Annotated in this window: 19 protein-coding genes and 6 pseudogenes; 6 read left to right on the top strand and 19 right to left on the bottom strand. The window is 67.7% G+C overall.

Annotated features, from left to right (window positions below; translation table 11 throughout):
• Window positions 1-205: pseudogene (locus IEZ15_RS45915) on the top strand (hypothetical protein); the annotation flags it as partial.
• A gap of 226 nt (window positions 206-431) precedes the next feature.
• Here IEZ15_RS45915 and IEZ15_RS40575 read toward each other — a convergent pair.
• From IEZ15_RS40575 to IEZ15_RS46610, 3 genes are all read right to left on the bottom strand, one after another.
• The gene (locus IEZ15_RS40575) at window positions 432-1,571 is read right to left on the bottom strand and encodes a GDSL-type esterase/lipase family protein (RefSeq protein WP_189282007.1); all 1,140 of its coding nucleotides are present in this window, start codon (window positions 1,569-1,571) and stop codon (window positions 432-434) included.
• 70 nt (window positions 1,572-1,641) lie between these two features.
• The gene (locus IEZ15_RS40580) at window positions 1,642-2,190 is read right to left on the bottom strand and encodes a YciI family protein (RefSeq protein WP_189282008.1); all 549 of its coding nucleotides are present in this window, start codon (window positions 2,188-2,190) and stop codon (window positions 1,642-1,644) included.
• 196 nt (window positions 2,191-2,386) lie between these two features.
• A complete protein-coding gene (locus IEZ15_RS46610; RefSeq protein ID WP_268250501.1) occupies window positions 2,387-2,509 on the bottom strand; it encodes a hypothetical protein in 123 nt (40 codons plus the stop codon).
• A gap of 248 nt (window positions 2,510-2,757) precedes the next feature.
• On the opposite strand from IEZ15_RS46610, the gene IEZ15_RS45920 reads away from it, so the two are divergent.
• Window positions 2,758-3,216, top strand: coding sequence for a transposase family protein (locus IEZ15_RS45920; protein WP_229846475.1), 459 nt, complete (start codon window positions 2,758-2,760; stop codon window positions 3,214-3,216).
• 32 nt (window positions 3,217-3,248) lie between these two features.
• Here IEZ15_RS45920 and IEZ15_RS47495 read toward each other — a convergent pair whose 3' ends face one another.
• The 5 genes and pseudogenes from IEZ15_RS47495 to IEZ15_RS47500 all read right to left on the bottom strand — a co-directional run bounded on the left by IEZ15_RS47495 (window position 3,249) and on the right by IEZ15_RS47500 (window position 5,506).
• Window positions 3,249-3,530 carry a LexA family protein gene (locus IEZ15_RS47495; RefSeq protein ID WP_189281997.1) on the bottom strand — a complete coding sequence of 94 codons (282 nt, stop codon included), beginning with the start codon at window positions 3,528-3,530 and terminating at the stop codon, window positions 3,249-3,251.
• Window positions 3,521-3,919: a hypothetical protein gene (locus tag IEZ15_RS45925; RefSeq protein ID WP_229846476.1), complete on the bottom strand. Its 399-nt coding sequence runs from the start codon at window positions 3,917-3,919 to the stop codon at window positions 3,521-3,523. The genes IEZ15_RS47495 and IEZ15_RS45925 overlap by 10 nt, the downstream gene beginning before the upstream one ends.
• 92 nt (window positions 3,920-4,011) lie before the next feature.
• Window positions 4,012-4,314: a hypothetical protein gene (locus tag IEZ15_RS40600; RefSeq protein ID WP_189282010.1), complete on the bottom strand. Its 303-nt coding sequence runs from the start codon at window positions 4,312-4,314 to the stop codon at window positions 4,012-4,014.
• A gap of 40 nt (window positions 4,315-4,354) precedes the next feature.
• Window positions 4,355-4,681 (bottom strand): annotated as a pseudogene (locus IEZ15_RS40605) (Tn3 family transposase); the annotation flags it as partial.
• A gap of 297 nt (window positions 4,682-4,978) precedes the next feature.
• Window positions 4,979-5,506 (bottom strand): DUF6415 family natural product biosynthesis protein, encoded by a 528-nt coding sequence (locus IEZ15_RS47500; RefSeq protein ID WP_373302742.1) that lies wholly within the window; start codon window positions 5,504-5,506, stop codon window positions 4,979-4,981.
• A gap of 716 nt (window positions 5,507-6,222) precedes the next feature.
• On the opposite strand from IEZ15_RS47500, the gene IEZ15_RS40610 reads away from it, so the two are divergent.
• From IEZ15_RS40610 to IEZ15_RS40625, 4 genes and pseudogenes are all read left to right on the top strand, one after another.
• On the top strand, window positions 6,223-7,287 hold the full coding sequence (locus IEZ15_RS40610; RefSeq protein ID WP_189281998.1) for an NsdA family TPR-like regulatory protein: 1,065 nt from the start codon (window positions 6,223-6,225) through the stop codon (window positions 7,285-7,287).
• 50 nt (window positions 7,288-7,337) lie between these two features.
• Window positions 7,338-8,552: pseudogene (locus IEZ15_RS40615) on the top strand (dihydrofolate reductase family protein).
• Window positions 8,553-9,051: 499 nt separating this feature from the next.
• Entirely contained in the window at window positions 9,052-9,705 is a 654-nt protein-coding gene (locus IEZ15_RS40620; RefSeq protein ID WP_189281999.1) for a hypothetical protein, read from the top strand.
• Between the two features lie 430 nt (window positions 9,706-10,135).
• A complete protein-coding gene (locus IEZ15_RS40625) occupies window positions 10,136-10,594 on the top strand; it encodes a hypothetical protein (RefSeq protein ID WP_189282011.1) in 459 nt (152 codons plus the stop codon).
• Between the two features lie 916 nt (window positions 10,595-11,510).
• Here IEZ15_RS40625 and IEZ15_RS40630 read toward each other — a convergent pair.
• The 11 genes and pseudogenes from IEZ15_RS40630 to IEZ15_RS40680 form a co-directional block, all read right to left on the bottom strand.
• On the bottom strand, window positions 11,511-12,587 hold the full coding sequence (locus tag IEZ15_RS40630) for a 2,5-dihydroxypyridine 5,6-dioxygenase NicX family protein (RefSeq protein WP_229846477.1): 1,077 nt from the start codon (window positions 12,585-12,587) through the stop codon (window positions 11,511-11,513).
• 35 nt (window positions 12,588-12,622) lie between these two features.
• Window positions 12,623-13,822: a CynX/NimT family MFS transporter gene (locus IEZ15_RS40635; RefSeq protein WP_229846478.1), complete on the bottom strand. Its 1,200-nt coding sequence runs from the start codon at window positions 13,820-13,822 to the stop codon at window positions 12,623-12,625.
• A gap of 46 nt (window positions 13,823-13,868) precedes the next feature.
• Complete coding sequence (locus IEZ15_RS40640) at window positions 13,869-14,585, bottom strand: FadR/GntR family transcriptional regulator (RefSeq protein ID WP_308427502.1); 717 nt, start codon at window positions 14,583-14,585, stop codon at window positions 13,869-13,871.
• Between the two features lie 192 nt (window positions 14,586-14,777).
• Window positions 14,778-14,999: pseudogene (locus IEZ15_RS40645) on the bottom strand (IS6 family transposase); the annotation flags it as partial.
• 28 nt (window positions 15,000-15,027) lie between these two features.
• Window positions 15,028-15,555 (bottom strand): 3'-5' exonuclease, encoded by a 528-nt coding sequence (locus tag IEZ15_RS40650; RefSeq protein WP_308427503.1) that lies wholly within the window; start codon window positions 15,553-15,555, stop codon window positions 15,028-15,030.
• Window positions 15,556-15,909: 354 nt separating this feature from the next.
• Window positions 15,910-17,089: pseudogene (locus IEZ15_RS40655) on the bottom strand (ISAzo13 family transposase); the annotation flags it as partial.
• A gap of 54 nt (window positions 17,090-17,143) precedes the next feature.
• Window positions 17,144-17,803: an HAD family hydrolase gene (locus IEZ15_RS40660; RefSeq protein WP_189282003.1), complete on the bottom strand. Its 660-nt coding sequence runs from the start codon at window positions 17,801-17,803 to the stop codon at window positions 17,144-17,146.
• Window positions 17,804-17,874: 71 nt separating this feature from the next.
• On the bottom strand, window positions 17,875-18,288 hold the full coding sequence (locus IEZ15_RS40665) for a DUF6262 family protein (protein ID WP_189282004.1): 414 nt from the start codon (window positions 18,286-18,288) through the stop codon (window positions 17,875-17,877).
• A gap of 642 nt (window positions 18,289-18,930) precedes the next feature.
• Entirely contained in the window at window positions 18,931-19,836 is a 906-nt protein-coding gene (locus tag IEZ15_RS40670; RefSeq protein ID WP_189282005.1) for an IS5 family transposase, read from the bottom strand.
• Between the two features lie 195 nt (window positions 19,837-20,031).
• Window positions 20,032-20,535, bottom strand: coding sequence for a GNAT family N-acetyltransferase (locus tag IEZ15_RS40675; protein ID WP_189282006.1), 504 nt, complete (start codon window positions 20,533-20,535; stop codon window positions 20,032-20,034).
• Window positions 20,536-20,701: 166 nt separating this feature from the next.
• A pseudogene (locus tag IEZ15_RS40680) lies at window positions 20,702-21,750 on the bottom strand (transposase); the annotation flags it as partial.

Genomic DNA, 21,750 nt, shown 5'->3' on the forward strand with positions numbered 1-21,750 from the left:
CCTCGACCACGTCCTGATCCTGGGCGAGAACCACGCCAGGAAGGTCCTGACTGACTACCAGGACCACTACAACGCACACCGGCCGCACCAATCCCGGCAACACCCGGGCGGGGCGACGTTGTCCGTACGTGCCGGGTTGTTCGGCAGGACGGCGTACCTCCTTGTCGGCGGCGAGGGTGTTACGGCTGGGCGTGCCGCTCGTTGAAGTTGTTATGGCTACGCGTGAAGGTATTCGCCCACGGCGAGCTGTTCGAGCTGGTGGACGCGGTGCTGTGTGCGCCGGGTGCGATGCACACGGCGGTCGAGCTGACGCTCCTAACTCGTCCCGGGCCGGAGCACATGATCAGACGAAGGCCGCCTCAGCGTCCGGCGAATGCCCAGGCCAGCGGCCCAGTTCGAAGCGCATTTCGACACCGGAGGGCAAGAACGGCTCAGCGGAAGGGACCGTCGGGTGTGAAGGCGTGGGCAGCGAAGCGCTTGCCCATTCGGCGGTACGCGGCGGCGGTGGGGTGAAGGCCGTCGGTCAGGTCGTCTGTCTCGTCCGGGCCGAGCAGTGCTCGTCCGTCGAGACAGTGGAGGTGGGGATCAGATGCCTGTCGTGCTGCGGCGATCCGGGCCAGCTCGGTGCGGACCACCGTCAGCGACAGTGCGCCGTCGGCCACATCGGCCGGGTCGCCCAGGGCGGTGATCCTCCCGTCCGGTCCGGTCCTGGTCGGGCCGGGAACCTGCTCAAGGGCCGGGCAGCTCACCGGGGAGATCAGCAGGAGTGGGGTGTCCGGGTGACCGTCCCGGATCGTGTCCAGAAATCCGTGTACCGCCGGGCCGAACGTCCGCAGCCGGAAGGCGGACAGGCTCACGATGTTGATGCCCACCTTCAGGCTGATCAGGTCAGCTGGCGTGTCGCGGATCGTCCGGGCGACGTAGGGGTCCAGCAGTGCGTTGCCCGCCTGGCTGAGGTTGATCACCTCCACCCCTCCGAGCGCGGCTGCCACCACCGGCCAGGTCCCGGTCGGACCGTCAGCCTCGATACAGTGGCTGATGGAACTGCCGTGGTGCACCCAGCGGCGCCGCCCGTCCTGCAGCGGCGCCAGCACGTCGCCGTCGGCGCGCAGTGCCACCAGTTCCGTAGGGGTCTGCTGCGGAAGCCACAGCTCGACGTTCTTCATACCAGCCGGCAGTCCGGCGAACCGTACGGTTCCGGGTTTGCCCGGGATGAGTCGCTGTGAGGCTCCGGGGCCCGCCATTCTCAGTACGTTGCCCACCGGTGCCTGCCGGCGCCCGGCCAGGGCACCGTCCACCAACAACTCCAGCATCCCGGTCGGGCGTGGGTGGGGGTCGGCGGCGAGCTGGCCAGTGGAGGTGAGTATCTCTAACTCCAGTGCGCGTGCATCGGTGCGGAACACCAGCCGCACCCCCGCAGGCATCACGGTCACCCCGTAGACCGACGGGTCCTGGTACTGCTCCTTGGTCCACGCGGGCAGCCGGCGCGGCATCACCCCTGCCGCTGTGGTCTCCAGGTCCAGCGCACCCCGTAACTCCACCGGCCCGCCCACCAACGGGACCGTCCGCATCGTCACCGTCACCGTTCCTGTCCCAGGTCGATGTGTTCCGGGGGTGGCATCGGGCCGGTGCCTCCGTGGTTCATCGGCGTCCGCCGAACTCCCAGGCGTGGACCTCGATGTCCCCGTACCGGTCCGGAGTCAGGACGGCGCGTGCCGAATCCGGGTTCGGGGCCCTGAGCAGCACCGCCGTACCCAGCCATGTGTCGCCGTCGTCGGCCAGCAGTGGCCCGTACGCGATCAGTTCGTCCTGGTCGGGCGGCAGGTTGAGGTCTGCGGCCGGGCCTTCGCCGAGGCCGAGGACCAGGTACTGGCTGCCACTGCTTCGGTCACCGGGAAAGTCCCACATGGTGCGCCCCAGCATGTTGCGCCATCGGCGCAGCAGCACGTCCCGGTACGCTCCGGCCTGGTAGTTGGGTTCGTCGAAGGCGAACGCGCGGGCAGCGGCGGGGTCGGGCAGATCGATGATGTGCACGCTTCCGGTAAGCGTCTCACCATCATTGGTGAAGGTCGGGCCGCGGGCGATCAGTTCCTTCGCGTACCGGTCCATGTAGGACCAGTGCTTCTCCAGCAACTCCTCGCGCAACGCGAGGGAGCCCGGCCGGTCTCGGTGGTAGCAGAAGTACTCCATGGTCACAGAGCTTTCCTCACCAAGGGTGCCATCTCAACCGGCTTTGTCGCCGAAGACCCCGCGTTCCAAACGAAACAGCATTCCGTCAAACGGCGTAGCCACCACGGCTGCGCGGTCTCAGCCAAGTGGCATGCGCTGCTCTGCAGTCGAGTGACAGAGACCGCGTCCGGCGCTGACGTCCCCAGTTCGGGACGACCTACAGCCGCCCAATGATCACGCACCGGACTTTGAGAACACGCACGAAGAGCTGAAGCCCGGCGCCGACCGCGCGCACGAGGTTGCCCAGGAACCCGATCGGACCCTTGATGATCTTCATCATCGCCGAGGCGACCTTCGCGAGGATGCCGAGCAGGAGGTTCTTCAGCTCTTTGGCTCTGTTCGCGAGAACAGGGTTCTGGCACAGATCTTGGGGAGCCGTCGCGGAGTGTTACCTCGGTGTTCGATTGCGAGGAGTCTGGCTCATGCGAGACGGCGTACGCCTTGTCGCCCTGACAGCTGGAAGTGACGCTCCCTCAGGTTCCTACCGTTCGCTGCTCTGGTCGGCGGTGGACGGTGATGGTGCTGGTCATGCAGACCGACGCACTGTTCTGGGACTCGCTGGTGTTCGAGGGGATCGACGAGGTGGAGGTCGAGGCGGTTACGGCCGCGTTCGGCACGATCGAGGTGGTGGCGAGAGGTCGCGCAGGCGGCGCTTCCTGTCCGGACTGCGGCCGCTTCTCGGGCCGGATCCACGACCGTTACCAACGCAGGCTGAGGGACCTTTCTCTGGCTGGCCAGGGCTCCGGTGCGATGGAGGGAAAACCGCGGGCCGCAGGGTCCGCGACGGCCGGGCGGCACGCCGACTACTTACCTACACAGGGGTCTGAGCGCAGCCGGCGACCCGTCATCGCTGTCCGATGCAGCGGCCACCCGGCCCGGCCGGTGCAGTCCTCCTGGCCGTCGCCGCGGTACGTCACCCCGGAGATGCAGGCACCGGACGGAGACGTGCACGGCCCCCTCGGCCGGGCCGACCCCCTTGGCCACTGACCCAATTACTGACCCGCCCGGCATGGCCGGGGTCAGGTACTGAGGCGGCAGGAGCGCCAGCGGTGGCCGGTGCGGCTGATCAGTCCGCGGGCTTCGAGGCGGCCGAGCTGGTAGGCGACGGAGCTGGTGCTGGACATGCCTGCCCACTCACCGATCTGCCGGACGGACGGGCCCTCGCGATCCAGTCCCGGGTCGCGTAGGTGTCCGTGAGGTGGATGGCTGCCGGACGCGAGTCGGACAACGGCGCAGGTGTGCGGGCATGCGAAAGGGGCCCGCTCCTGGCAGGCCCCCTTGAGCGGCAGGATCAGGACCATGCCCCGGTCGACGGCTGGTAGCTCATGTCCTGGTCCTTGTTGACGAGATCAGGGTCGGTTGGCACGACGTAGAACCCATTGGTAGGGACGTGAGCAATGAGGCTAATGCTGTGGCTCGCTTCCCCGGCGCGAGCCTGGACGGCAGGCACCGCGATCGCCGCGGTGCCGGAGGTCACCAGGGTGTAGGCACGAGCAAGTTCTGCTAGCACCGCTGATGCCTGGCCTTCGGATTTCTCCGCGACGAGCTGGGCCTCGGCGCCGATGGCGGCCAGCAGCTTGTCGCGGGCCTCAGCGACCGCGGCCGGCTGGGTCACGGTGACTTGCGCCGGAATCTGCTGAATCCCCTCGCTGGCGGTGGCTGCGGTGGTCTGGTTTTCGTCACTGGTCATAACTGCCCCCTGAGCTGGCTGTATGCGCTTCGGCCGCCCCTGCCGGGCGCCACTACTAAGAGAAGCGGATCAACCACGCAGAGCGATAGGGCCTAATTGGGTCTCTTGAACCGGCCAACAGCGGTTCCCTGCTGTTCCAGGAGCTGAGCTTCGAGGTCGGCGATGCGCTTGTCCGAGAAGCGAAGGTTGGAGTGTGCACCTTCCAGCCTCTCCTGGAAAGACCGGTGTTCCTGCGTCACCAGCTGCAGCCGACGCTTGAGCGTCGTGTTCTCGGTGATGAGTTGCTGGACCGACTCGCCGGGGACCATCTGCTCGGCGTCCCGGAGGCGCCCCATGAGTTCACCGATCCGCTGCTGTTGCGTGAAGACCTCCTTCTGGGCCTGAGCCGACGTCACTCACTGGATCGGCCAGCCGCAGGATGTTCAGGGTCTTCGCGATCCGCCCGTCTGCGCGATCGCCGTAGTCAACAGTGCGGTCGATCCGCCACACCTTCTGGTCCGGCAGGTCGGCGAGCTGCGGCGCATACTCGAACCCGGCGAGGGTGAGCAGCCCGAACACGATGTCGCTGTAGCTCGCGGTCTCGGTGACGATCTTCTCCGGGCGCTTGCCGCCGTCGCGGTCGTAGAGGACGTCCAGCACGTACAGCGAGTCGCGCGGGGTGCCGGCCACGACCCTGCTGCCAAGCCCTGCGGCCTGGTCGTTGATCACGTTGAGCCAGGTCGCGCCGCCCCGGCGCCCGAAGTACTTCGGGTTCGCGCGGCTTCGGGCCGTAAGCTCGCTGTTCACTGCGGCACGAGGCCACCGTGCGGCGCCGTACGAGGCAGCAGATGACGCCCCAGCAGGAGCCCGGCTCAGCGCGCAAGGCGAGTCGATTCCTTGGACGGCGCGCCCGCCCGAGCTCAGACATCCTGACCTTGCTGCTTCACACGGTCCGCTCCAACCGCGGGGCCCGGGCGGTACCGGTGCGCCCGGGCTCGGGCCCGGCGCAGCGCGGCGGCCTCGGTCGCCGCGCCCTGGCGCCGCCGCACTGCACGGAGCGCCTCGATCGGGGCCGGCTCATCATCCGGCACAGCGGGCGGCTCGGGCAACGGCCGCTGCTCCACCGCTGCCGCGATACCCGGATCCACCCGAGACGGCCGTGCGGCGGCACCGTGCGCGGCGCTGAAGCGGGCGGCGGCCGCCGCGTACCGTGGCGCGGCACCTGCCGCGCAGTCCGGGCCGCGCGGTCGAGGGCCTGGTTGCAGGGCTTTGACGAGCCGGGCCCTGAACGAGTACGAGCCGGCTTCCGGGTGGCTGGCGGTAGTCGAGGCGTCGTAGGGCTTCGCCGCAGGTGATCCGTCCGAACATCGGCGCTGGGTGGGACGGGGAGAGGTCTGTGCACGCCGTGTTGACGTTTTCCAGGAGTAGGCGTGCGTAGCCGGTGAGTTGGAGGGCGATCTGGTCGAGATCGGCCTGTGGCGGAGTGGTGCCATCGGCCCGCCATCGGAGCACCGTTTCCACGAGGCGCTCGTGAGGCTCCCGGTCCAGTGGGATCTCGGCGTCGAGGATGGCTTCTGGGGCGTGGACGACGCTGCCGTAGCGGGTCATCTCACACCGCCTGGTTCGCTGCGGTCGCAGGCGTACCGGGATCGGCGTCCTCCGGGAGATGCTGTCTCCGTCGAAGCGGGGAGGACTGGTTCGCCGTGCGATCGCGGGCGGCGGGGCTCACCGGTTCGTACACGTCTACGCCTCCAACTCGGTTGAGTGAACGGGACGTTCGGATACGGTGTGATCAGGTCGCATCGCCGATCAAAGCCGTTGGTGGGCCCGGTCGGAAGACAGAGCATGGGGCCCTGGTGCACTGGCCCAGCTGACCCCATCGGGGCCATGGTGGAAGAGCCGTCAACGCCCTGCATATTGGGGCGGAGTTCGCGAGGAAGGGCAGGGGCATGGGTCAACGGCCGAGCGAGCTGACGCCCGGGGCCGGCCCGTGGCACCGGTGGGGTCATGAGCTGAGGGAGACCCGGACCGCGCGCCGGCTCCCAGCAGGACCTGGCTGCGCTCGCGCTGATTGACCGGTCTCACCTTGGACGCTTTGAGCGCGCCGAGCGGCCGGTCCCCCGTCACGTCGCCGTCGACCAGGTCCTCGATGCCTGCGGAACGTTGGTCCGTTTGTGGGAGTGGGCGGAAAGGGAAGCCCCCAGTCCTGCGGTGGCAACACGTCCGGACAGCACGTGCGCAGGCTGTCCAGGCACTGGGCACGGAGCCATGGGGCCGATCCCGCCGCCGATGGGGCCAGCCCGCTGGCGGGTCTGGTCACAGGCATGTTCGAGCAGGCAGGCTCGGATGCGGGCGACACGGACACGGTCGTCGTCCCTTGTCGCGTCCACGGAAGGATCCTCTTCGTGCCCGTGCCCCGCCGCGTCGTTCTCGCTTCCGGCCTTGCCGGACTCGCCGCGACCACGCTCCCGGCCCCGACGGCGGCCGCCACCACCGTCGGCGACATGGGCTCCCCCGTCGAGCACTACACGCATCTTCGCCGCGTACTGATCCAGACCGACAACCTCATCGGGCCCCGTCATGTCCTGCCCGCACTTGAGCAGCACCTTGCCCGTCTCTCCGTCCGCCGGCGCGCCGCCCACGGCAGCGAAGCTGTACAGCTTCTCGCGCTTGAGACCCGCTACGAGGAGCTTGCCGGGTGGCTCGCGCAGGACATCGGCGACGAGCGCAGTGCCCACGGGCACACCGCCAAGGCACTGGACGTCTCCCACATCACCGGGGACAGCGACCTGACCGCGTACATCCTCAGCAGGAAGGCCCAGCTCGCTGTCGACACCGGCCACCCCTCGGACGCCCTCGGGCTGGCGGCCGCCGCCCGGCGCACCGCCCGTTCCGGCAGCCGGCTCGAGGTCATCGCCGTCATGCACCAGGCGCACGCGTACGCCGTCCTCGGCGACGCCACCGAGTCCCTGAGCATGTACGACGCTGCGCTTGACCTGCTCGGACGCGCGGACGACGATGGCGTCTGGGGTTCCTGGCTCGATGAGGCGTACATCAGTACCGGCCGCGCCCGCTCCCTCGCCGCGCTAGGCCAGTACGAGGAGGCCGCCGCCGGTTTCGACACCGCCATCACCGCTCTCTCCGCCGTCTACTGGCGGGACCGCGGCGTCTACCTCGCCCGCGCCGCCCGCGCTCACGCAGGGACCGGCAATACGACGCTCGCCGCCCGGATCGGTCTGCAGGCCGTCACGATCGCCGCCGAGACCGGTTCCGCGCGCATCGTCGGCCAGCTCGACCGTCTTGAGCAGGCGCTCGTCCCCGCGGCCCGCGCGGAGGGTGTGGCGCAGTTCCGTGCCGCGCTCGACCGGATCGTCCTGCACCCAGCCTGACCCCCGCCCGCCCCTGCCCCTTTCTCCGCCCTGTCTCTGGAGTCGCCCCCGTGTCCCGTCCGTACGTCCTGCTGTCCGCCGCCGTGTCGATCGACGGCTACCTAGACACCCGGCCGGGCGAGGACCGGCTCATCCTCTCCAACCCGGAGGACTTCGACCGGGTCGACTCCGTGCGTGCTTCCGTCGACGCGATCCTCGTCGGCGCCGGCACCCTGCGCGCCGACAACCCCCGCCTCCTGGTGAACTCCGAGCAGCGCCGCGCCGACCGGGTCGCGGCCGGCCTGCCGGAGTACCCGCTGAAGGTCACCATCACCGGCACCGGCAACCTCGACCCCGACTGGAAATTCTGGCACCACGGGGGCGAGAAGCTCGTCCTGGCCGTCGGCAGCAAGGCGGCGGAGAAGGCAGGCGAGGCGCTCGGCGGCCTTGCCACCATTCAGGGCGTTCCGCAGGATGCCACGTGGCCGGTTGCCCTCGACGTCCTCAGCGACGTGTACAGTGCGCCGTCTGATGGTCGAAGGCGGCGGCACCATCCACACCCAGTTCCTCGGGCAGGCCTGCGCCGACGAGTTGCAGCTCGTTATCGCCCCGCTCCTCGTCGGCCAGAGCGACGCCGTACGGATGCTCGGCCCCGCCCACTATCTCGGCGGGCCATCCGCCCGCCTCCGGCTCCTGGAGACCCGGCAGATCGGCGACGTGGTACTCCTCAGGTACGCGCCCAAGGACGTCAGCACGGAGACCCGATGAACACCAGCCCTGTCCCCGCAGCCGGCAGCAGGCCCGGTCCCGGCCGCGAGCCCAACGCCGCGGACCGATACTGGCTCCAGCTCGCCTGTGAGCTCGCCATGTTGTGTCCGCCGTCAACGACCGCGTTCTCCGTGGGCGCGGTCATCGTCGCCGCCGACGGCACCGAACTTGCCCGCAGCTACTCCCGTGAGAACGACCCTCACGACCACGCGGAGGAAGGCGCGCTCGCCAAGCTCCCTGCCGACGACCCGCGGCTCGGCTCAGCCACGGTCTACAGCTCACTCGAGCCGTGCGCAAAGCGAGCCTCACGGCCCCGGCCCTGCGCACAGCTCATCCGCGAAGCCGGGATCCGCCGTGTCGTCACCGCCTGGCGCGAACCCGACACCTTCGTCCCAGGCGCCAACGGCACCGAACTCCTCGAGAACACAGGCGTCACCGTCATCGAACTTGCCGAGTACGCCAACGCCGCAAAGGCTCCCAACCAGCACCTCCTGCAGCCACCAGGAAAGAACCCGTGAGCAGGCCCGTCCCTCCACGGCGGCCCGCCCTCGTGGCCGGCTCCTGCACGCCAGAGGCGTCAACGTAGCCGTCTTCGGCATCGACCCCGTCCGCCCCGGTAGGCATTCCCGCAGAGCCTCGCCGTCGCTCCCAGCGAGAGCACGCTGACCGGGGCCGTCCTCCAGAGAGCAGGCCACGGCACGCCCCGGGGACAACCTGCAGAATAGCGGCCCGCCCGGTCGACGTGCGAAGGGCTCCCGGGCGGGCTCCGCTTTCCATGCTGCCCCGAACCCTCCCGTTTCGCGGTGGCAGCGCGGCAAGGCGGGGCCGAATGAGCTCAGAGCTGCTACACGGCGGGTGGCACTGAACAACCATGCTGAGCACGGGCCTGCGTCCTGGTCGGCTGTATCTCTGCGCCTAGGCACAATACCGGTGATTTAGTTCTTTTTCCGGGAGGTCGGGGCTGTCGTTCTCGTCTCCGCGGGCGCCCCTTGGGATTGGTCACCTACATTGGGCAGCATGTCCGCGAGTCTGTTGCCACAACATCGAATCCTCGACGCTGAACAGGCCGAAAGGAGGTTCGCGGTGTCGGCCGACGTCGGGTATCCGTACCGGGATTTCGCTCGCGAGCAGGAGATTCGCCTGTACGCCACCGGTCTGACCGTTGACGGCGACCTTGTCTCACGACCACCCGGCATTGACTGGAATCCCTGCAACGTGATCGTGGCGGGGGACCTGACCGTCAGTGGGGATCTGTCGTGGTCGTCCTACGGCGGCGGCTGCTTCCTGCTGGTGACTGGAGACCTGCGGGCACGAAACATCTTCGTCGCCGGAGAGCCGAACGTGGTGGTGCGCGGTGACCTGACTGTGTCGAACGGCGTCTTTGGTCACGACAACTACGGCATCCTCGTCGTCTGCGGACGCACCACCGCCCGCATAGTCATCAACACCTCCGGCTTCAACATGGTGTTCGCCGAAGACCCCCAGGCGTTCGTCATGGGTCATCCGAACCACCAGAACGTCGCGAGCGATATCGACGACGAGCTGGAGCTCGAAGACGTCTTGGCCACCGACCTTCTCGACCACGGCGTCGCCAACGTCCCAGCAATCCGTGCGGCGTTGGTGGCCGGACGGTCGATCCTGCGGCCAGGCATCTCCAGCGACGCATCTTGACCGGCCACCCGGAGGCCACTGACGCCAAATTGCTTCGCCGGCCGTGGCCTGGTGCTGCGTTGCGGCAACGACGAGCGCTCGTACGCGCAGGCGATCCCTTGGAATCGTTCATCTAAGGGCAATATCGGTGATTTAGGTCTATTCCCGGGAGGTCGGGGCTGGTTTGGTGGGGCCGACGAGGGTGACGACTAGGGTGTCCGGCTGGGGCTGGTTGTTGTGTTCGGTGCGTTTGAGGGCCCAGTTGGACATCTTGCGTTTGATGACACGGGGATTGGTGCTTAACCGCCTTGGTTCCAGGAGGCGTTGACCGATTTCAAGCAGAGTCTGTGCGAGGGCCCGCGTGAGTCGGGAGGGGGGAAAAGCCCGCCTGGGCGGTGACCTGGCGGCGGACAACGCGCACGGCGCGGGTGAAGGAGATCCGGTCCGGATCGTGTCCCTCCTGTCGTGCGGCTTCGTGCATGAGGTCCCGCACGGCATGGTGAACCAGGAGGAACGCGAAGATCTCCTGCTCGGCCCCGGCCGGGTGCTGGGAGCGCAAGACCAGACGTGGCCCGCCCAGGTGCGTCTTGATCTCGTCCAGCGTGGTCTCGATCTCCCAGCCTTCGGCATAGAGCGCGGCAAGTTCCGCCGCCGACGCGGTGTCCGGGTCGAGGAGGGGCCTGCCATCGGGGAAGCGATCGACATCGCCACCAAAGTCCTCATCACGCTCATCGGCCTGCTCATCTTCGCCAGCAACGGCACAACCAAACAGAACCCGCCCACCAACCCCGCACCCGCGCCATCCGTGTCGGCAACCCCAGCAGACCAGGACCAAGGCCGGGCGCGCTCCGGCGCAGCAGCAGACCGACAACACCCGGACGGCACTGTCACAGACCCAGGCCGAACGTGAGCGGATCACGGCGACTCGTCACTTCCGGGTCCGGGGGTCCGACCTGGCCGTCGGGCTTGAGGCCGCTGCAGCGCTGGACGGCGCGTACGGCGCTGACCCAGAATCCGCGCCCACTCAATGCCCCCCGGGGGTGGGTGGTAGTTCACGTCCATACCGCGCAGCCCGGCCTACCCGCGCGCACCGCCGCCCTCCACTTGGGCCAAATCTGAGCATCGGAGACCAGTGCTGGCTGCGCTGCTCTGGTGGGCGGCGTCCGCGAGGGCCGGGCTGATGGTCGCGCCGTACCACTTCACCGCCCATCGCTGAGGAAGTATCAGGCGGGGTGGTGGGACAGTTCCTCGTCGGCACGGCCACCGGTTCCGAGGGTCCGCCGCGGGGGCGGGGCGCAGCCGGGCGCGTGCCGAGTACGCCTCGGGCTCGCAGTTCGTCGAGGTCGGAAAGGCGCTCTCCGGGGAGAGCGTCGAGCAGGTCGGCCTGGGCGGCGCGGATGCTGGGCGCGGGAGCCTGGGGGCCTGCGCCAAGAGCGCGGCGGGCGGTCACGCCGGTCATCGTACGGGGCAGCGCATCACCGACCGCCCCAGCCGCCGGGATCGTGGTCCAGGAGCAGCGTGCTGGCCCTGGCCTGCGGTGGTCGGCCCATGGTCGGGCCGGGATCGTCACGACCGCCCGCCGCCGACACCTGAGATTCGCACGCCGCTGGCCCTGGACCGACGTCATCACGGGCGCGATCGAGCGACTCGACGCCCTCCCGAACCCCGGCTGACCAGCAGATTCACCCGTCCCGAGGCACTCCACCGGAGCCGTGGACCCGGCGCCCACCCGACGCGACAGCCGGGCCATCAGCATCCCCACCACCAGCCCGCACAACCGAAACGGCCTGCCAGAGAAGCCAGCGGACCGTCACGAAAGATCGAGGTTAATACCGTGTGTATCTGGCAGGTAGCACCATTCGGGGATTGGAATCGAGGAGCACATCGGCGGGACCGAACCATGCGGCCAGTTCGCGGATTTCGGGATCTTCGAGAAGGCGGAGACGGCCGTCTTCAATAAAGGGTGTGCCGTCAATGGTGATGGTCGGCTTGTCGAACTGGCAGTCGCAGTGGGCGTGTCCTGGCCCGCTACGGTCAGGCTTCCCCTTCTCGGTCAGGGCGTCCAGGCCAAGGTAGAACGCACCGGCGTGCTTCTCCCGTTCGAACTGGGTGCCACCGCTTGAGCGCACTTTCGGGTTGAGTCCGATCAGGGCGTGCCGCAGGTAGTAGCCCCTTGGTGAATAGTGACGTAGCTCGGTGGCGGCAGTCGCGCCCTCGATCGCTGTTACCACGTTGTTGGTGAGTTCGATCGTGGTGGGCTCGGCCGGTGTGCCGGTGACCGTGGACTCCTCGATGACCAGCAGCCCGTCGGTGCGGTTGGGGTAGAAGTTGACGCCACCGTAAGGGAAGGGCCGCCACATTCCAGCTATGAGAGGAGCGTGATGGCCACTGGTGGCGAAGTCACGGAAGGTCACATCGGTGCCTGCAGCGGTGGTTACCCGGATCTCGCTGGCTGCGGCCAGTTGTGCGGTCGCCTTAGCTTCCAAGGCGAAATACAGCTCCAGCGGGAAGCGGGCACCGGTGGCCAGAGCCGATGCGGTCGCGGTCTGGTGCAGTGAGAGGAACCGGGCCTTGCGCTTGGCAACCTCGTCGAAGAACAAGCGGTCGCTGTGCACCTCACCCCACCATGTGCAGGAGAGCACCACATCAGCCTCGGCGTGGATGGCCGACAGCATTGGTGATGGCCGCTCGGAGTCCCAGCCACCCGCGCTGAACGGGGGAACGGCCAGAACGTGCACCTCGGCGTTGCGATAGGCGGCTGCTGCCGCCAGTGCCTGCACCACCACAGGGTCCACCGAGTTCTCCGTCAGGATCAGCACCTGTTCGCCGGCGGCAACGGCGGTGTACTCCATGACGTTATAGGCGCCGGGCATGAGTTCGGTGATGGACAGCGGTGCTGCCATGGGAGTGTCCAAGTAACTGAAGCAGGTCGTTCCGTTCATGCGGATCGAATCCCTTCCGGTGCCAGCTGGGCGGTCGTTGATTGCGGGAGGCGGACGGCACGACCAGCTCCAAGGCCGAAGAGGCCCTGAACGAGGGTCAGCGCGACAAGAAGGCCGAGCGGGACAGTCCACCCACCGGCGAGGTCGTGAGCTGAGCCGAACAGCAGGGGCCCAACGGCGGCTAGGAGGTAGCCGACGCTTTGGGCCATGCCGGACAGCGCGGCGGCCTGGGACGCGTCGGCCGCACGCTGGCCTTGGAACGTCAGCGCCAACACCAGGCAGGCGCCGCCGCCAAGGCCGATCAGCGCACTCCACGCGGTCGCCATCTCGGGGGCCAGGAGCAGCCCCAGGTATCCGGTGGCGCACATCAATGAACCGCTGACGGCCAGCAGCCGTTGGTCAGTGAGTTGTCGGGCGAGTATCGGCACAGTACTGCTGGAGACCAGACCGGTCACCTGGAGCAGGAACAGCTGCCAGCCGGCGGCGCTTTCGGAGGCGCCGTGGTCGTGCACGATGCTGGGCAACCACGCGATCGTGGTGTAAAAACCGAGGGACTGCAGTCCCATGAACGCACTGACCTGCCAGGCCAGTGGGTAACGCCACAGAGTATGCGCCTGCCCCGCTCCGGGGGCGGTGGATGTTACGGGCCGGCGACGGGCCAGTTGCGGTGCCCAGGCCAGGACCCCGAGTAGCGCCAGCACCGCCCAGCAGCCCAACGCGGTATGCCATCCTCCGGGAAGATGGTCAGCCAGGGGCACGGACACCCCGGAGGAGACCGCGGCTATCAACCCCATGACAGTGACGTAGAGCCCGGTGACTGCGGCGATCCGCCGTTCGGGAACAGTGCTCTTGACCAGCGAGGGCAGCAGCACGTTGCCGTAGGCGATCGCTGCTGCCATGACCACGGTGCCGGCGAACAAGGTCACCACGCCTGGTAGCGAGCGCAGCACAATGCCGAACGTCAGCACCAGCAAAGCGATCCACAAGACACGCTCGGTTCCGTGGCGCTGCGCACTCCTGCCCACCAGCGGTGACGTGGCCGCGAAAGCCAGTAGTGGCAGAGCGTTGAGCAGTCCTGCCGCGGTGCTGGACAAGCCGGTGTCGTGTTCGATCATCGGCAGCACCGAGCCGACACCTGTCAGCGGCGCCCGCAGATTCGCCGCAACAAGCAAGATCCCAACCAGGAGCAACCCCACGCGAGGCGCTCCGCCCTGGCGACCGTCGGATTCGACCCCGGGAGCGTCAGCGCCTTTCGGAACAGTCACGCTCATGCACCCCTTCTTGCCCCAGCGCGGCGCGACGGCTGATCCGCACGAGCGTGGAGGCGGCGGAGCGGGCAGTCACCGCATCTCCCGCCGCAATGGCCTCTACGAGGGTGATGTGCCAGTGGTCGTGTTCGGCGGCGATATCCCTTCCCCAGGTCAGCCCGGCGACCGCTGCGGCCAGCGCGCTCCCCAAGTGCTTGTAGACCTCGGCAAGCAACCCGTTCCCGCCGGCTTCCACCACCGCCAGGTGGAATGAGCCATCGACGTCAGCCAACGCGGTCATCTCTCCGGCACAGTTGGTCTCCTGCGCCTTGTGCAGCAGCTCCCGCAATCGCTTCACGTCTGCGCTCGTCCGATGCTGCGCGGCCAGCCCCGCAGCATGCTCCTCCAATACCGCGCGCAGCTCGAAGACATCGGACAGGTGTGCCGTTGCCGCCCTGCGCACCAGCACTGCCTCCAACTCGCTGGCGACCCGGACGTAGGTGCCGTCTCCGGCACGGGCTTCCAGCAGGCCCAGATGCACCAAAGCGCGCAAGGCCTCTCGCACGGTGTTGCGACTGATTCCCAGAATCGCGACCAACTCGTGTTCGGAAGGTATGCGACTACCGACCGGCCAGCGGCCGGAGGCGATCTGCTCCCGTAGTTGATCAGCGGCCTGGGCGGACAGGGTCGCGGCACGGCGCGGCTCTCTCATCCCCTCCATGCAAACCTCCAAATGTTGGACAGCTGTAGATAAACACATGACGCCTCCAACGTGGCAGGGTGACCTATGCCACATCGCGCGATGTGTGGCCGACGTACACCTCTCGGTGGCGTTGTCACGTTGGTGCGGTGTTGATCGATTGAGGGCGCGTCAGGGTGTGTAGGGGTCGGGTGGGGGCCTGGCTTACGCTGCGGTGGGCAGGGCGGTGGCGCCGGTGATCTCGTCCCAGATGGCGAAGCGGGTGGTCATCTCGGTGCGGTATTCGGTGGCGGTCATCAGGTGGCGGCGTGGTCGGAAGTGGGGCGAGATACCACTGAACGCGGCCAGGAACCGCTGGGCTCCGCCGACGGAGCGGAAGCCCTTCATCGCGCGTTCGCGCTGCCGGGTAGGCCGGTGGAAGTTCTTGCTGCGGCAGTGAGTGATCTTCCCCATGTCATGCAGGGCTGCCGTCGGGGGGCGGTTGATCCACGCGAGGCCCCCCGACGTCGAGGCGGTGGCGGGCTCGTGTGACCGCTACGTAGGCGAGCCGGGCTTCACCTTCATCGATGGGCCCGGGAAGGGGTTGGCCCTTGCCGTCGTGTTCGTCGCTGTCCGGTGGCGGGGTGAAGTCGTCAGCGATTCGTACACGCGGCCATTCGCGCCCTTTGGCTTTGTGCGCGGTGGAGACGGTCACCTCGGCTGTGTGTTCGTCGTCGTCGAGCTGGTCGATTGCTTGGAGGATGGTGGTGGTGCCGTGGGTGTCGACAAGGTCGACGAGTGGCTGGAGGTCGCCGCCGGCCGGGTCGTGGTCGGCGTAGTCCTGCAGTTCGCCCCAGGTCGGAAAGAGGACAAGTTCGGGGTGGGAGGTGCGGCGGCCCTCTTTGAGCTCGTTGGCGGCCTGGGCCAAGGCCCGCAGCGCCTCCCCTCCCCCGACCAGTGCGACGCGGTGGCCCATTTCGAGTAGCTGCATGACTTCGCGCATGGCGCCCACATTGGTCCGGCATAGGACAGCGTCGGGGATCGCAACGGGGCCGAGCTCGGTAGGGACCGTGTCGGTTCCTACGAGGCGCAGGGGTGCGTCGGCGATGGTGAGCCAGCGGTTGGCTTCGGCTGCAAGGTGAGGGCCGAAGCGGAAGGATTTCGACAGGGTGAAGTTCCCCCCTGGTCTTGGACAGCGGTTGCTTACGCTGCGGGGGTGAAGTCGTGCTGCAGCCTGGCTCGGGTTTCGAGTGGGGTGAGGTACCCGAACTCGGGGTGCTTGCGGAGCCTGGTGCGGTTGTACTCGACCTCGATGAAGCGGAAGATGTCAGCGCGGGCCGCCTCGCGGCTCTCCCAGACGGCGGATGCCCGGTGACCGGCACCGCGTTCAGCTCCGCATCGCTGACCTTCACACCGGTGGGATAGGTGCCGGTGTCGAGTTCGGCGTGGACGGTGAGACCGGTGCGGGTGGTGGTCGCGGCGATGGACTGCACGACGACCTCGTGGCTGTTCAGCGGTCTGCCGCGCCAGTTCATGGTGATCGCGGAGAACAGCCGATGCTCCACCTTGTTCCACTTCGATGTGCCCGGCGGCATGTGACAGACCGTGACGGCCAGGCCGGTCCGGGCGGCGAACGCGGCCAGCTCGGTCTTGAAGGCCCGGGTGCGGTAGCCGTTGGAGCCGCCGGCATCGGCAGTGATCAGCAGACGTCTGGCCTGCGGGTAGTCGAGGCGCCCTTGCCCGTTCCACCAACGGCCGATCGATTCGACCGCGAAGGCTGCGGTGTCGTGATCCGTACCGACATTCACCCAGCCGGTGTCCGCCGCCAGATCGTAGATGCCGTAAGGCAGGGCCTTGCCCAGTGCATCGCCGGGGAAGTCATGGACGTCAACCCGCACGGGTTCACCGGCCGGCCGCCACTGACGTCCCGCATTCTTGAACTCCCCGACGACTTCCTTCTTCTTCGTGTCCACACTGACCACCGGCTCGCCCTCCGCCTGATGGTCCTTGACCTGGTCGTTGATGTACCGGAACTGCGCGTCCCGGTCGGAGTGCTGAGCGCCCTCAAGGGTCCTCGCATTGGCCTGCAGACTGAAACCGTTCTCCCGCAGCAGCCTGCCCACGGTCGGCGCTGACGCGGCATGGCCCTGCCGCGTCAGCTCCCCGGCCAGAGACCGCAGCGATTTGGTCGTCCACCGCAGCGGCGACATCGGATCGCCCCGCTCATCCGGCTCGACCAGCGCCAGCAACGCCGGAACGAGCAGCCGGTCAAGCTTCTCGGCGCTCTTGCGACCGCCGCCGTCCCGGCGGACCCGGCCATCGGGCAGTGGGTCCTCACCGCCCTCCAACTCAAAGACACCCTTGCGCACCGTCGTCTCGCTCACCCCTGCGGCACGCGCGACGGCCCGGACCCCGCCGTGCCCCAGCAGCCGGGCCTCGGCGGCCAGCGCCAGCCGCTGCTGCCGCTCATTCAGATGAGGGAACAACACTCCGAATCTCAGGGCAAGTTGGTCACGAACCTCGCTCGGTATGCGCATACCACACCAACGACAGGGAGGCCGTGAAGCAACATGTTGATTCTTTACGGGCCCTTAGGTAGTGACGGTCGCCAGCAGTTCGGGCAGGTTACGCATGTCGTCGAATACGACGGTGCCCGGCCCCTCCAGTCGCCCGGCCGGGGTGAGGCCGCCGCAGTACCCGAAGGCCCGCATGCCGGCGGTCCGAGCTGCCTGTACTCCGTACGCGCTGTCCTCGATCACCGCGCACCGCTCGGGCGGTACCCCCATGGAACGTGCAGCGTGCTGAAAGAGGTCGGGTGCAGGCTTGCCACGACGGACGTCGGCCGCACTGAAGATGCGATTCTCGAAGTGGCCCATCAGATCGGCGATCTCCAGGCTTCGCCGGATGCCGGCATGATCACCGTTCGATGCGACACAGACACCTGTGGTGAGGCGATTCAGTACCTCGGCGATGCCGTCGACAGCGGTCAGTTCGGCCTCGAATGCCGCGTCATACAGATGCTCGTATTGCTGCTGCCAGCCCTTTTCCAGGCGCCGTCCGAGCCGTTCCTCCACGGCTGCCGTGTAGACCTCGGTGGACGATCCCACGAACCGCTCGATGATCTCAGCTTCGGTGAACGTGCACCCGAGGTCAGCCATGATCATCGCGTCTACTTTGACGCATATCTTCTCGCTGTCCACCAGCACGCCGTCACAGTCGAAGATCACCAGTTCAACAGGGCTCTGCGTCATGATCAGCAGCGTAGAGGGGTGCCTGTGCGAGCCCCGCACCGCGTAGTGCTGTCGTCGGTTTTGCCGGGGTTTCACCGTGAGCTGCTCGCACCACCCACCTGGGAGCCCGGCAGCACGCGGAGACGGCTGATCTCGCCGTGGGCGGTCTCCAGTTTCCGGGTGAGGTCGGCGACCTGGTCGCGAAGTTGCCGGTTGCGTTCGAGCGAGGTCTCCAGCCTGCGTTGCAGGGACGCGTCGCTAGCGGCATGCCGGGGGCTGCGGTGTGGGGCCGACGCTCGCGTCTGGAGCTGGTTGATCGCGGTGATGAGGTCGGTCTGGGTGTATAGCCAGGGCCGGGAGACACCGGCGGCGTTCGCGATGCCGACGACCGTGGGCCGTTCGCTGCTGCGGGCCGCTGCCTTGACGGCTTCTTCAGCTCGCTCGCGTGCCTGCCTGCCTGCCTGCGCATCTTCGACGCTTCGACTAGGTCCTGTCCGGCGGATCACCGTCGGCTGCCCTGATGGGTGTTGTGCTGCCCGGCTGCCGTGGAAAGGATTGGGTAGTTGCTGTTACTACTTGATCGGGAGTCCATTGTGAGTCTGACCGGCCAGATACTTCCGCTCGTGGGTGTCGCCCTGGGGGCTGTCACGTCGTTCCTGGTGAGCAGCGCGAACGAGCGTACGAGGTGGCGCAGACAACAAGCCGTACGATGGGACGAGCACCGCTTGACGGCCTATGCCGAGTACGCTCACGCCGTCAAAGAGCTAGCGGCTCGCTGTCAGATGATCGCTGCCGCCCGCGGGTTGGTGTCAGGGCCCATGCCATTGGAACCGACACCCGAAGTGCTGTCGGATCTCGGCCAGTTGGAGTCTCGCCGTTCTGCGCTGTCGGAAACGCTCGGGCTGCTTGGTGACACAGAGACGAACACCGCGTCCAAGACCCTGGACCACTGCTTGTGGCGGTTGGAGTGCCTGGCTCGGGGCATCGCCACAGAAGTCGAACAGAACTGGGATCAGGCGTATCTGGAGTTCCGGGATGCGCGGAGTCGCTATGTTGAACACGCTCGGTCGAGCCTCGGTGTGTCAGGGGCCGTTGCCCGAGACGTGGTCTGGCCAGCTGCATGGCGTCCTGCGGCCGGGTCGTCGTCTTCACAATGACGCGTGGAGAACGGGTGAGGTCTGAAGCCAGAGTCGGATTGCGGCGACGGTGACGGTGCCGTGGAAGACATAGGCACGTTTGTCGTATCTCGTGGCCACGGCCCGGAAGTTCTTGAGCCGGTTGATCGTCCGCTCAACTTCGTTCCTGCGCTTATAGATCGCTTTATTGAGGCCTGCGGGTCGGCCTCCTCGGCTGCCGCGGCGCTGGCGGTTGGCTCGTTGGTTCTTCGGCTCGGGGATGGTGTGCTTGATCTGGCGTCTGCGCAGGTAGTGGCGGTTTCGGCGGGAGCTGTACGCCTTATCGCCGCCCAGGTGGTCGGGGCGCGTGCGCGGGCGACCACCACCGGGTCGTTTAACCCGGATGCGTTCGAGGACGGGGATCAACTGCGGGCTGTCGGCCCATTGGCCGGGAGTAATCAGCAGGGCAAGCGGGCGGAGGCCGCCTTCCCCTGCAAGATGGATCTTGCAGGTCAGACCGCCCCGGGAACGACCGAGTCCTTCGTAGGGGCGGTGTTGCCGAGGCGTTGATCTTCTTTTCGCGATCCGTGGCGCTCTGCGCGGCGCCCCGGCGGCGTGTTGGTGAGCCCGGCACGAGGTGGAGTCCACGCTCACCATGCTCCAGTCGACCCGCCCCTGGACGCCGGCATCAGCCTGGACAGCTTGGAGGATCCCGTCCCAAGTTCCGTCCGCTGACCAGCGGCGGTGGCGCTCATACACGGTCTTCCAGTTCCCGAACCGCTCCGGCAGATCCCGCCACGGAACACCCGTGCGGATCCGGAACAGAATGCCGTTGATCACCTTCCGATGATTGTTCCAACGCCCACCCCGGTTCCCAGCCCTCGGCAGATGCGGCGCGATTCGCGCCCACTCGTCGTTCGTCAGATCGCCCCGCCCCATGACCAGAACAATGATCCCAACGCGAGGCAGTCACATGATCCGCCGGACAGAACCTAGGGCCTCCTGATGCTCGGGTGATTCGACACCGGCGAGCTGTTCAGGAGGCCCTCCTCGCATGCGCCGAGCACCCGACGACCACCCAATCGAGATGGCCGTTCGAGCACCAAGCCCCCAGAGCATTACGACAAAAGCTACTTACGCGTCGGGGTGCTCCGGCAGGGCGAGCCAGTCCGACCAGGAGATCTCTCGGCCGAGGAAGCGCGGCTGCTCGAACGGCCAGTCGGCGGCGATCCACTGCGGCACCAGCTCGTCTAGGGCCTGCTCGACCTTGCTGTCCACCAGCTCGTCCACCACCCACCAGGAGATCTCGCCGTCCGCGCCGGCCCTCTCCGGTGGGTCGATGTAGACGCAGCCGAGCAGAGCTGTCTCCGCCGCGTCGAACAGCGCGTAGTTGAAAGACTGGTGTGCGGCGATCTCCTTCTCGTGCCGCAACAGGTCGGCCTGGTCGGCCTCGTAGGTCATGGTGGCCGCGGGCCAGCCCCAGGCTGGGCCGAAGATGGTCCACAGCCGCTCGCGCGAACCCATCACAGCCGGATAGTCGAGCGGGGTGTCCGCCTCCCGGATCGGCCGCAAGTGATGACCACTGCCCGGCAGCGGTACCAGGATGGGATGGACGAAGTTGTCGGGGAGCCAGCTCATAGCGCCCGACCGTAGCAGCGCGCGACCGTCCGCTCCCCTGGATTTTCCCCCGTATACCGCCAGGCCCTGCTCTCATGTCGGGCAGTGCCCGCGATCATCCGATCGAGACTCCCGTTCGATCGACAGACTCCATGATCGGTATGGCAACGGCTTCTGAGCTTGACGTTTAATCTCGCTGCGCTTTGTGTTCCTTGATCGACTCAGCGCGTTTGAGGGTTTTGCCGACGTCGTGGTGCTTGGCGCGGTGTTTGTTCTTCGAGCCGGGCGGTCGTCCGGGGCCTGGGCGGGATGGTTTTGGCGCGGCTGCCGGGCGGGCTGTGGTCGCGCGGACGTTGCGAAACCCCCGCCGCACCCGGGCGGGGGTGAGGCGTCGGGGTGGCGTGGGCCGTTCCCAGGGGCGGCGGAGGTCCTCGGCGAGGGGGCGGGCGAGGCGGAGCTGGGTGTGGGCGGCGATGATCAGCCAGGTCCACACATCAGCGGTGTCGGAGTGGCGGACCTTCGGGCGGGTCCAGCCGAGTGTCTGCTTCATCAGCCGGAAGGTGTGCTCCAGGTCGAAGCGGCGGAGGAACGCCTGCCACCAGCGGTCGACGTCCGTGCCGGTGGCGCCGATGGCCGAGCACCACAGCCACAGGGGTTTCGGGTCGCGGTCGCCCGGCAGGTGCTCGACTTTCAGGCGGAGCAACGTGCCGTGCAGGACAGGCAGTTCTTCCATCATGTGTTCCAGCCAGGGGCCGCGGTGGGTGAGCCGGGGGTGCATGCGGTCCCAGGCCGTTGCCTCGGCGGTGCCGTAGTGGGTGGTGTCCGTGGACGTGGTCACCTGGGGGTGTGCCAGGTTTCGGGCCGGGCCAGGGCGAGAACGCCGCCGTGCCGGCGCGGACGCCCGCCCCTGGGCCCGGAACGGGTCGGACCCGGGTCACGGAGCATGACACGGTCCGAACGCAGACGCCCGAGCAGCACGAGCGGCAGGTCCGCCAGCGCGTGGGAGAGGTAGGCGACGTCGTAGCCGGAGTCCATGACGATCAGCATCTTCGGATCTCCCGGCTTCCACTGCCCTGCGAGGATCAACCGCTCTGCAACGCTGCGGAGTTGGGCTGCCGTGACGGCGGTCGCGTCGTCGGCGGGCCCCAGACGCACAGCGTCCAGCAGCGCGACCCAGGAGGTGCGGCCCGTTTCCAGGGCGGCGACGAAGGAGTACGGCCAGCCCGGCACGAACTG

This window comes from Streptomyces atratus (assembly GCF_014648655.1).
GTDB classification, from domain to species: Bacteria; Actinomycetota; Actinomycetes; order Streptomycetales; family Streptomycetaceae; genus Streptomyces; species Streptomyces atratus.

Excerpts from the sequence above, each read along its gene's own strand:
- IEZ15_RS40670 (WP_189282005.1), bottom strand. The coding sequence starts at position 19,836 with ATGGGGCGGGGCGATCTGACGAACGACGAGTGGGCGCGAATCGCGCCG.
- IEZ15_RS40660 (WP_189282003.1), bottom strand. The coding sequence starts at position 17,803 with ATGACGCAGAGCCCTGTTGAACTGGTGATCTTCGACTGTGACGGCGTG.
- IEZ15_RS40580 (WP_189282008.1), bottom strand. The coding sequence starts at position 2,190 with ATGGAGTACTTCTGCTACCACCGAGACCGGCCGGGCTCCCTCGCGTTG.
- IEZ15_RS40610 (WP_189281998.1), top strand. The coding sequence starts at position 6,223 with ATGTTCGAGCAGGCAGGCTCGGATGCGGGCGACACGGACACGGTCGTC.
- IEZ15_RS45925 (WP_229846476.1), bottom strand. The coding sequence starts at position 3,919 with ATGACCAGTGACGAAAACCAGACCACCGCAGCCACCGCCAGCGAGGGG.
- IEZ15_RS40675 (WP_189282006.1), bottom strand. The coding sequence starts at position 20,535 with ATGAGCTGGCTCCCCGACAACTTCGTCCATCCCATCCTGGTACCGCTG.
- IEZ15_RS40620 (WP_189281999.1), top strand. The coding sequence starts at position 9,052 with ATGTCCGCGAGTCTGTTGCCACAACATCGAATCCTCGACGCTGAACAG.
- IEZ15_RS47495 (WP_189281997.1), bottom strand. The coding sequence starts at position 3,530 with ATGGTCCTGATCCTGCCGCTCAAGGGGGCCTGCCAGGAGCGGGCCCCT.
- IEZ15_RS40575 (WP_189282007.1), bottom strand. The coding sequence starts at position 1,571 with ATGCGGACGGTCCCGTTGGTGGGCGGGCCGGTGGAGTTACGGGGTGCG.
- IEZ15_RS45920 (WP_229846475.1), top strand. The coding sequence starts at position 2,758 with ATGCAGACCGACGCACTGTTCTGGGACTCGCTGGTGTTCGAGGGGATC.
- IEZ15_RS40630 (WP_229846477.1), bottom strand. The coding sequence starts at position 12,587 with ATGGCAGCACCGCTGTCCATCACCGAACTCATGCCCGGCGCCTATAAC.
- IEZ15_RS46610 (WP_268250501.1), bottom strand. The coding sequence starts at position 2,509 with ATGATGAAGATCATCAAGGGTCCGATCGGGTTCCTGGGCAACCTCGTG.
- IEZ15_RS47500 (WP_373302742.1), bottom strand. The coding sequence starts at position 5,506 with ATGACCCGCTACGGCAGCGTCGTCCACGCCCCAGAAGCCATCCTCGAC.
- IEZ15_RS40640 (WP_308427502.1), bottom strand. The coding sequence starts at position 14,585 with ATGAGAGAGCCGCGCCGTGCCGCGACCCTGTCCGCCCAGGCCGCTGAT.
- IEZ15_RS40650 (WP_308427503.1), bottom strand. The coding sequence starts at position 15,555 with ATGCGCGAAGTCATGCAGCTACTCGAAATGGGCCACCGCGTCGCACTG.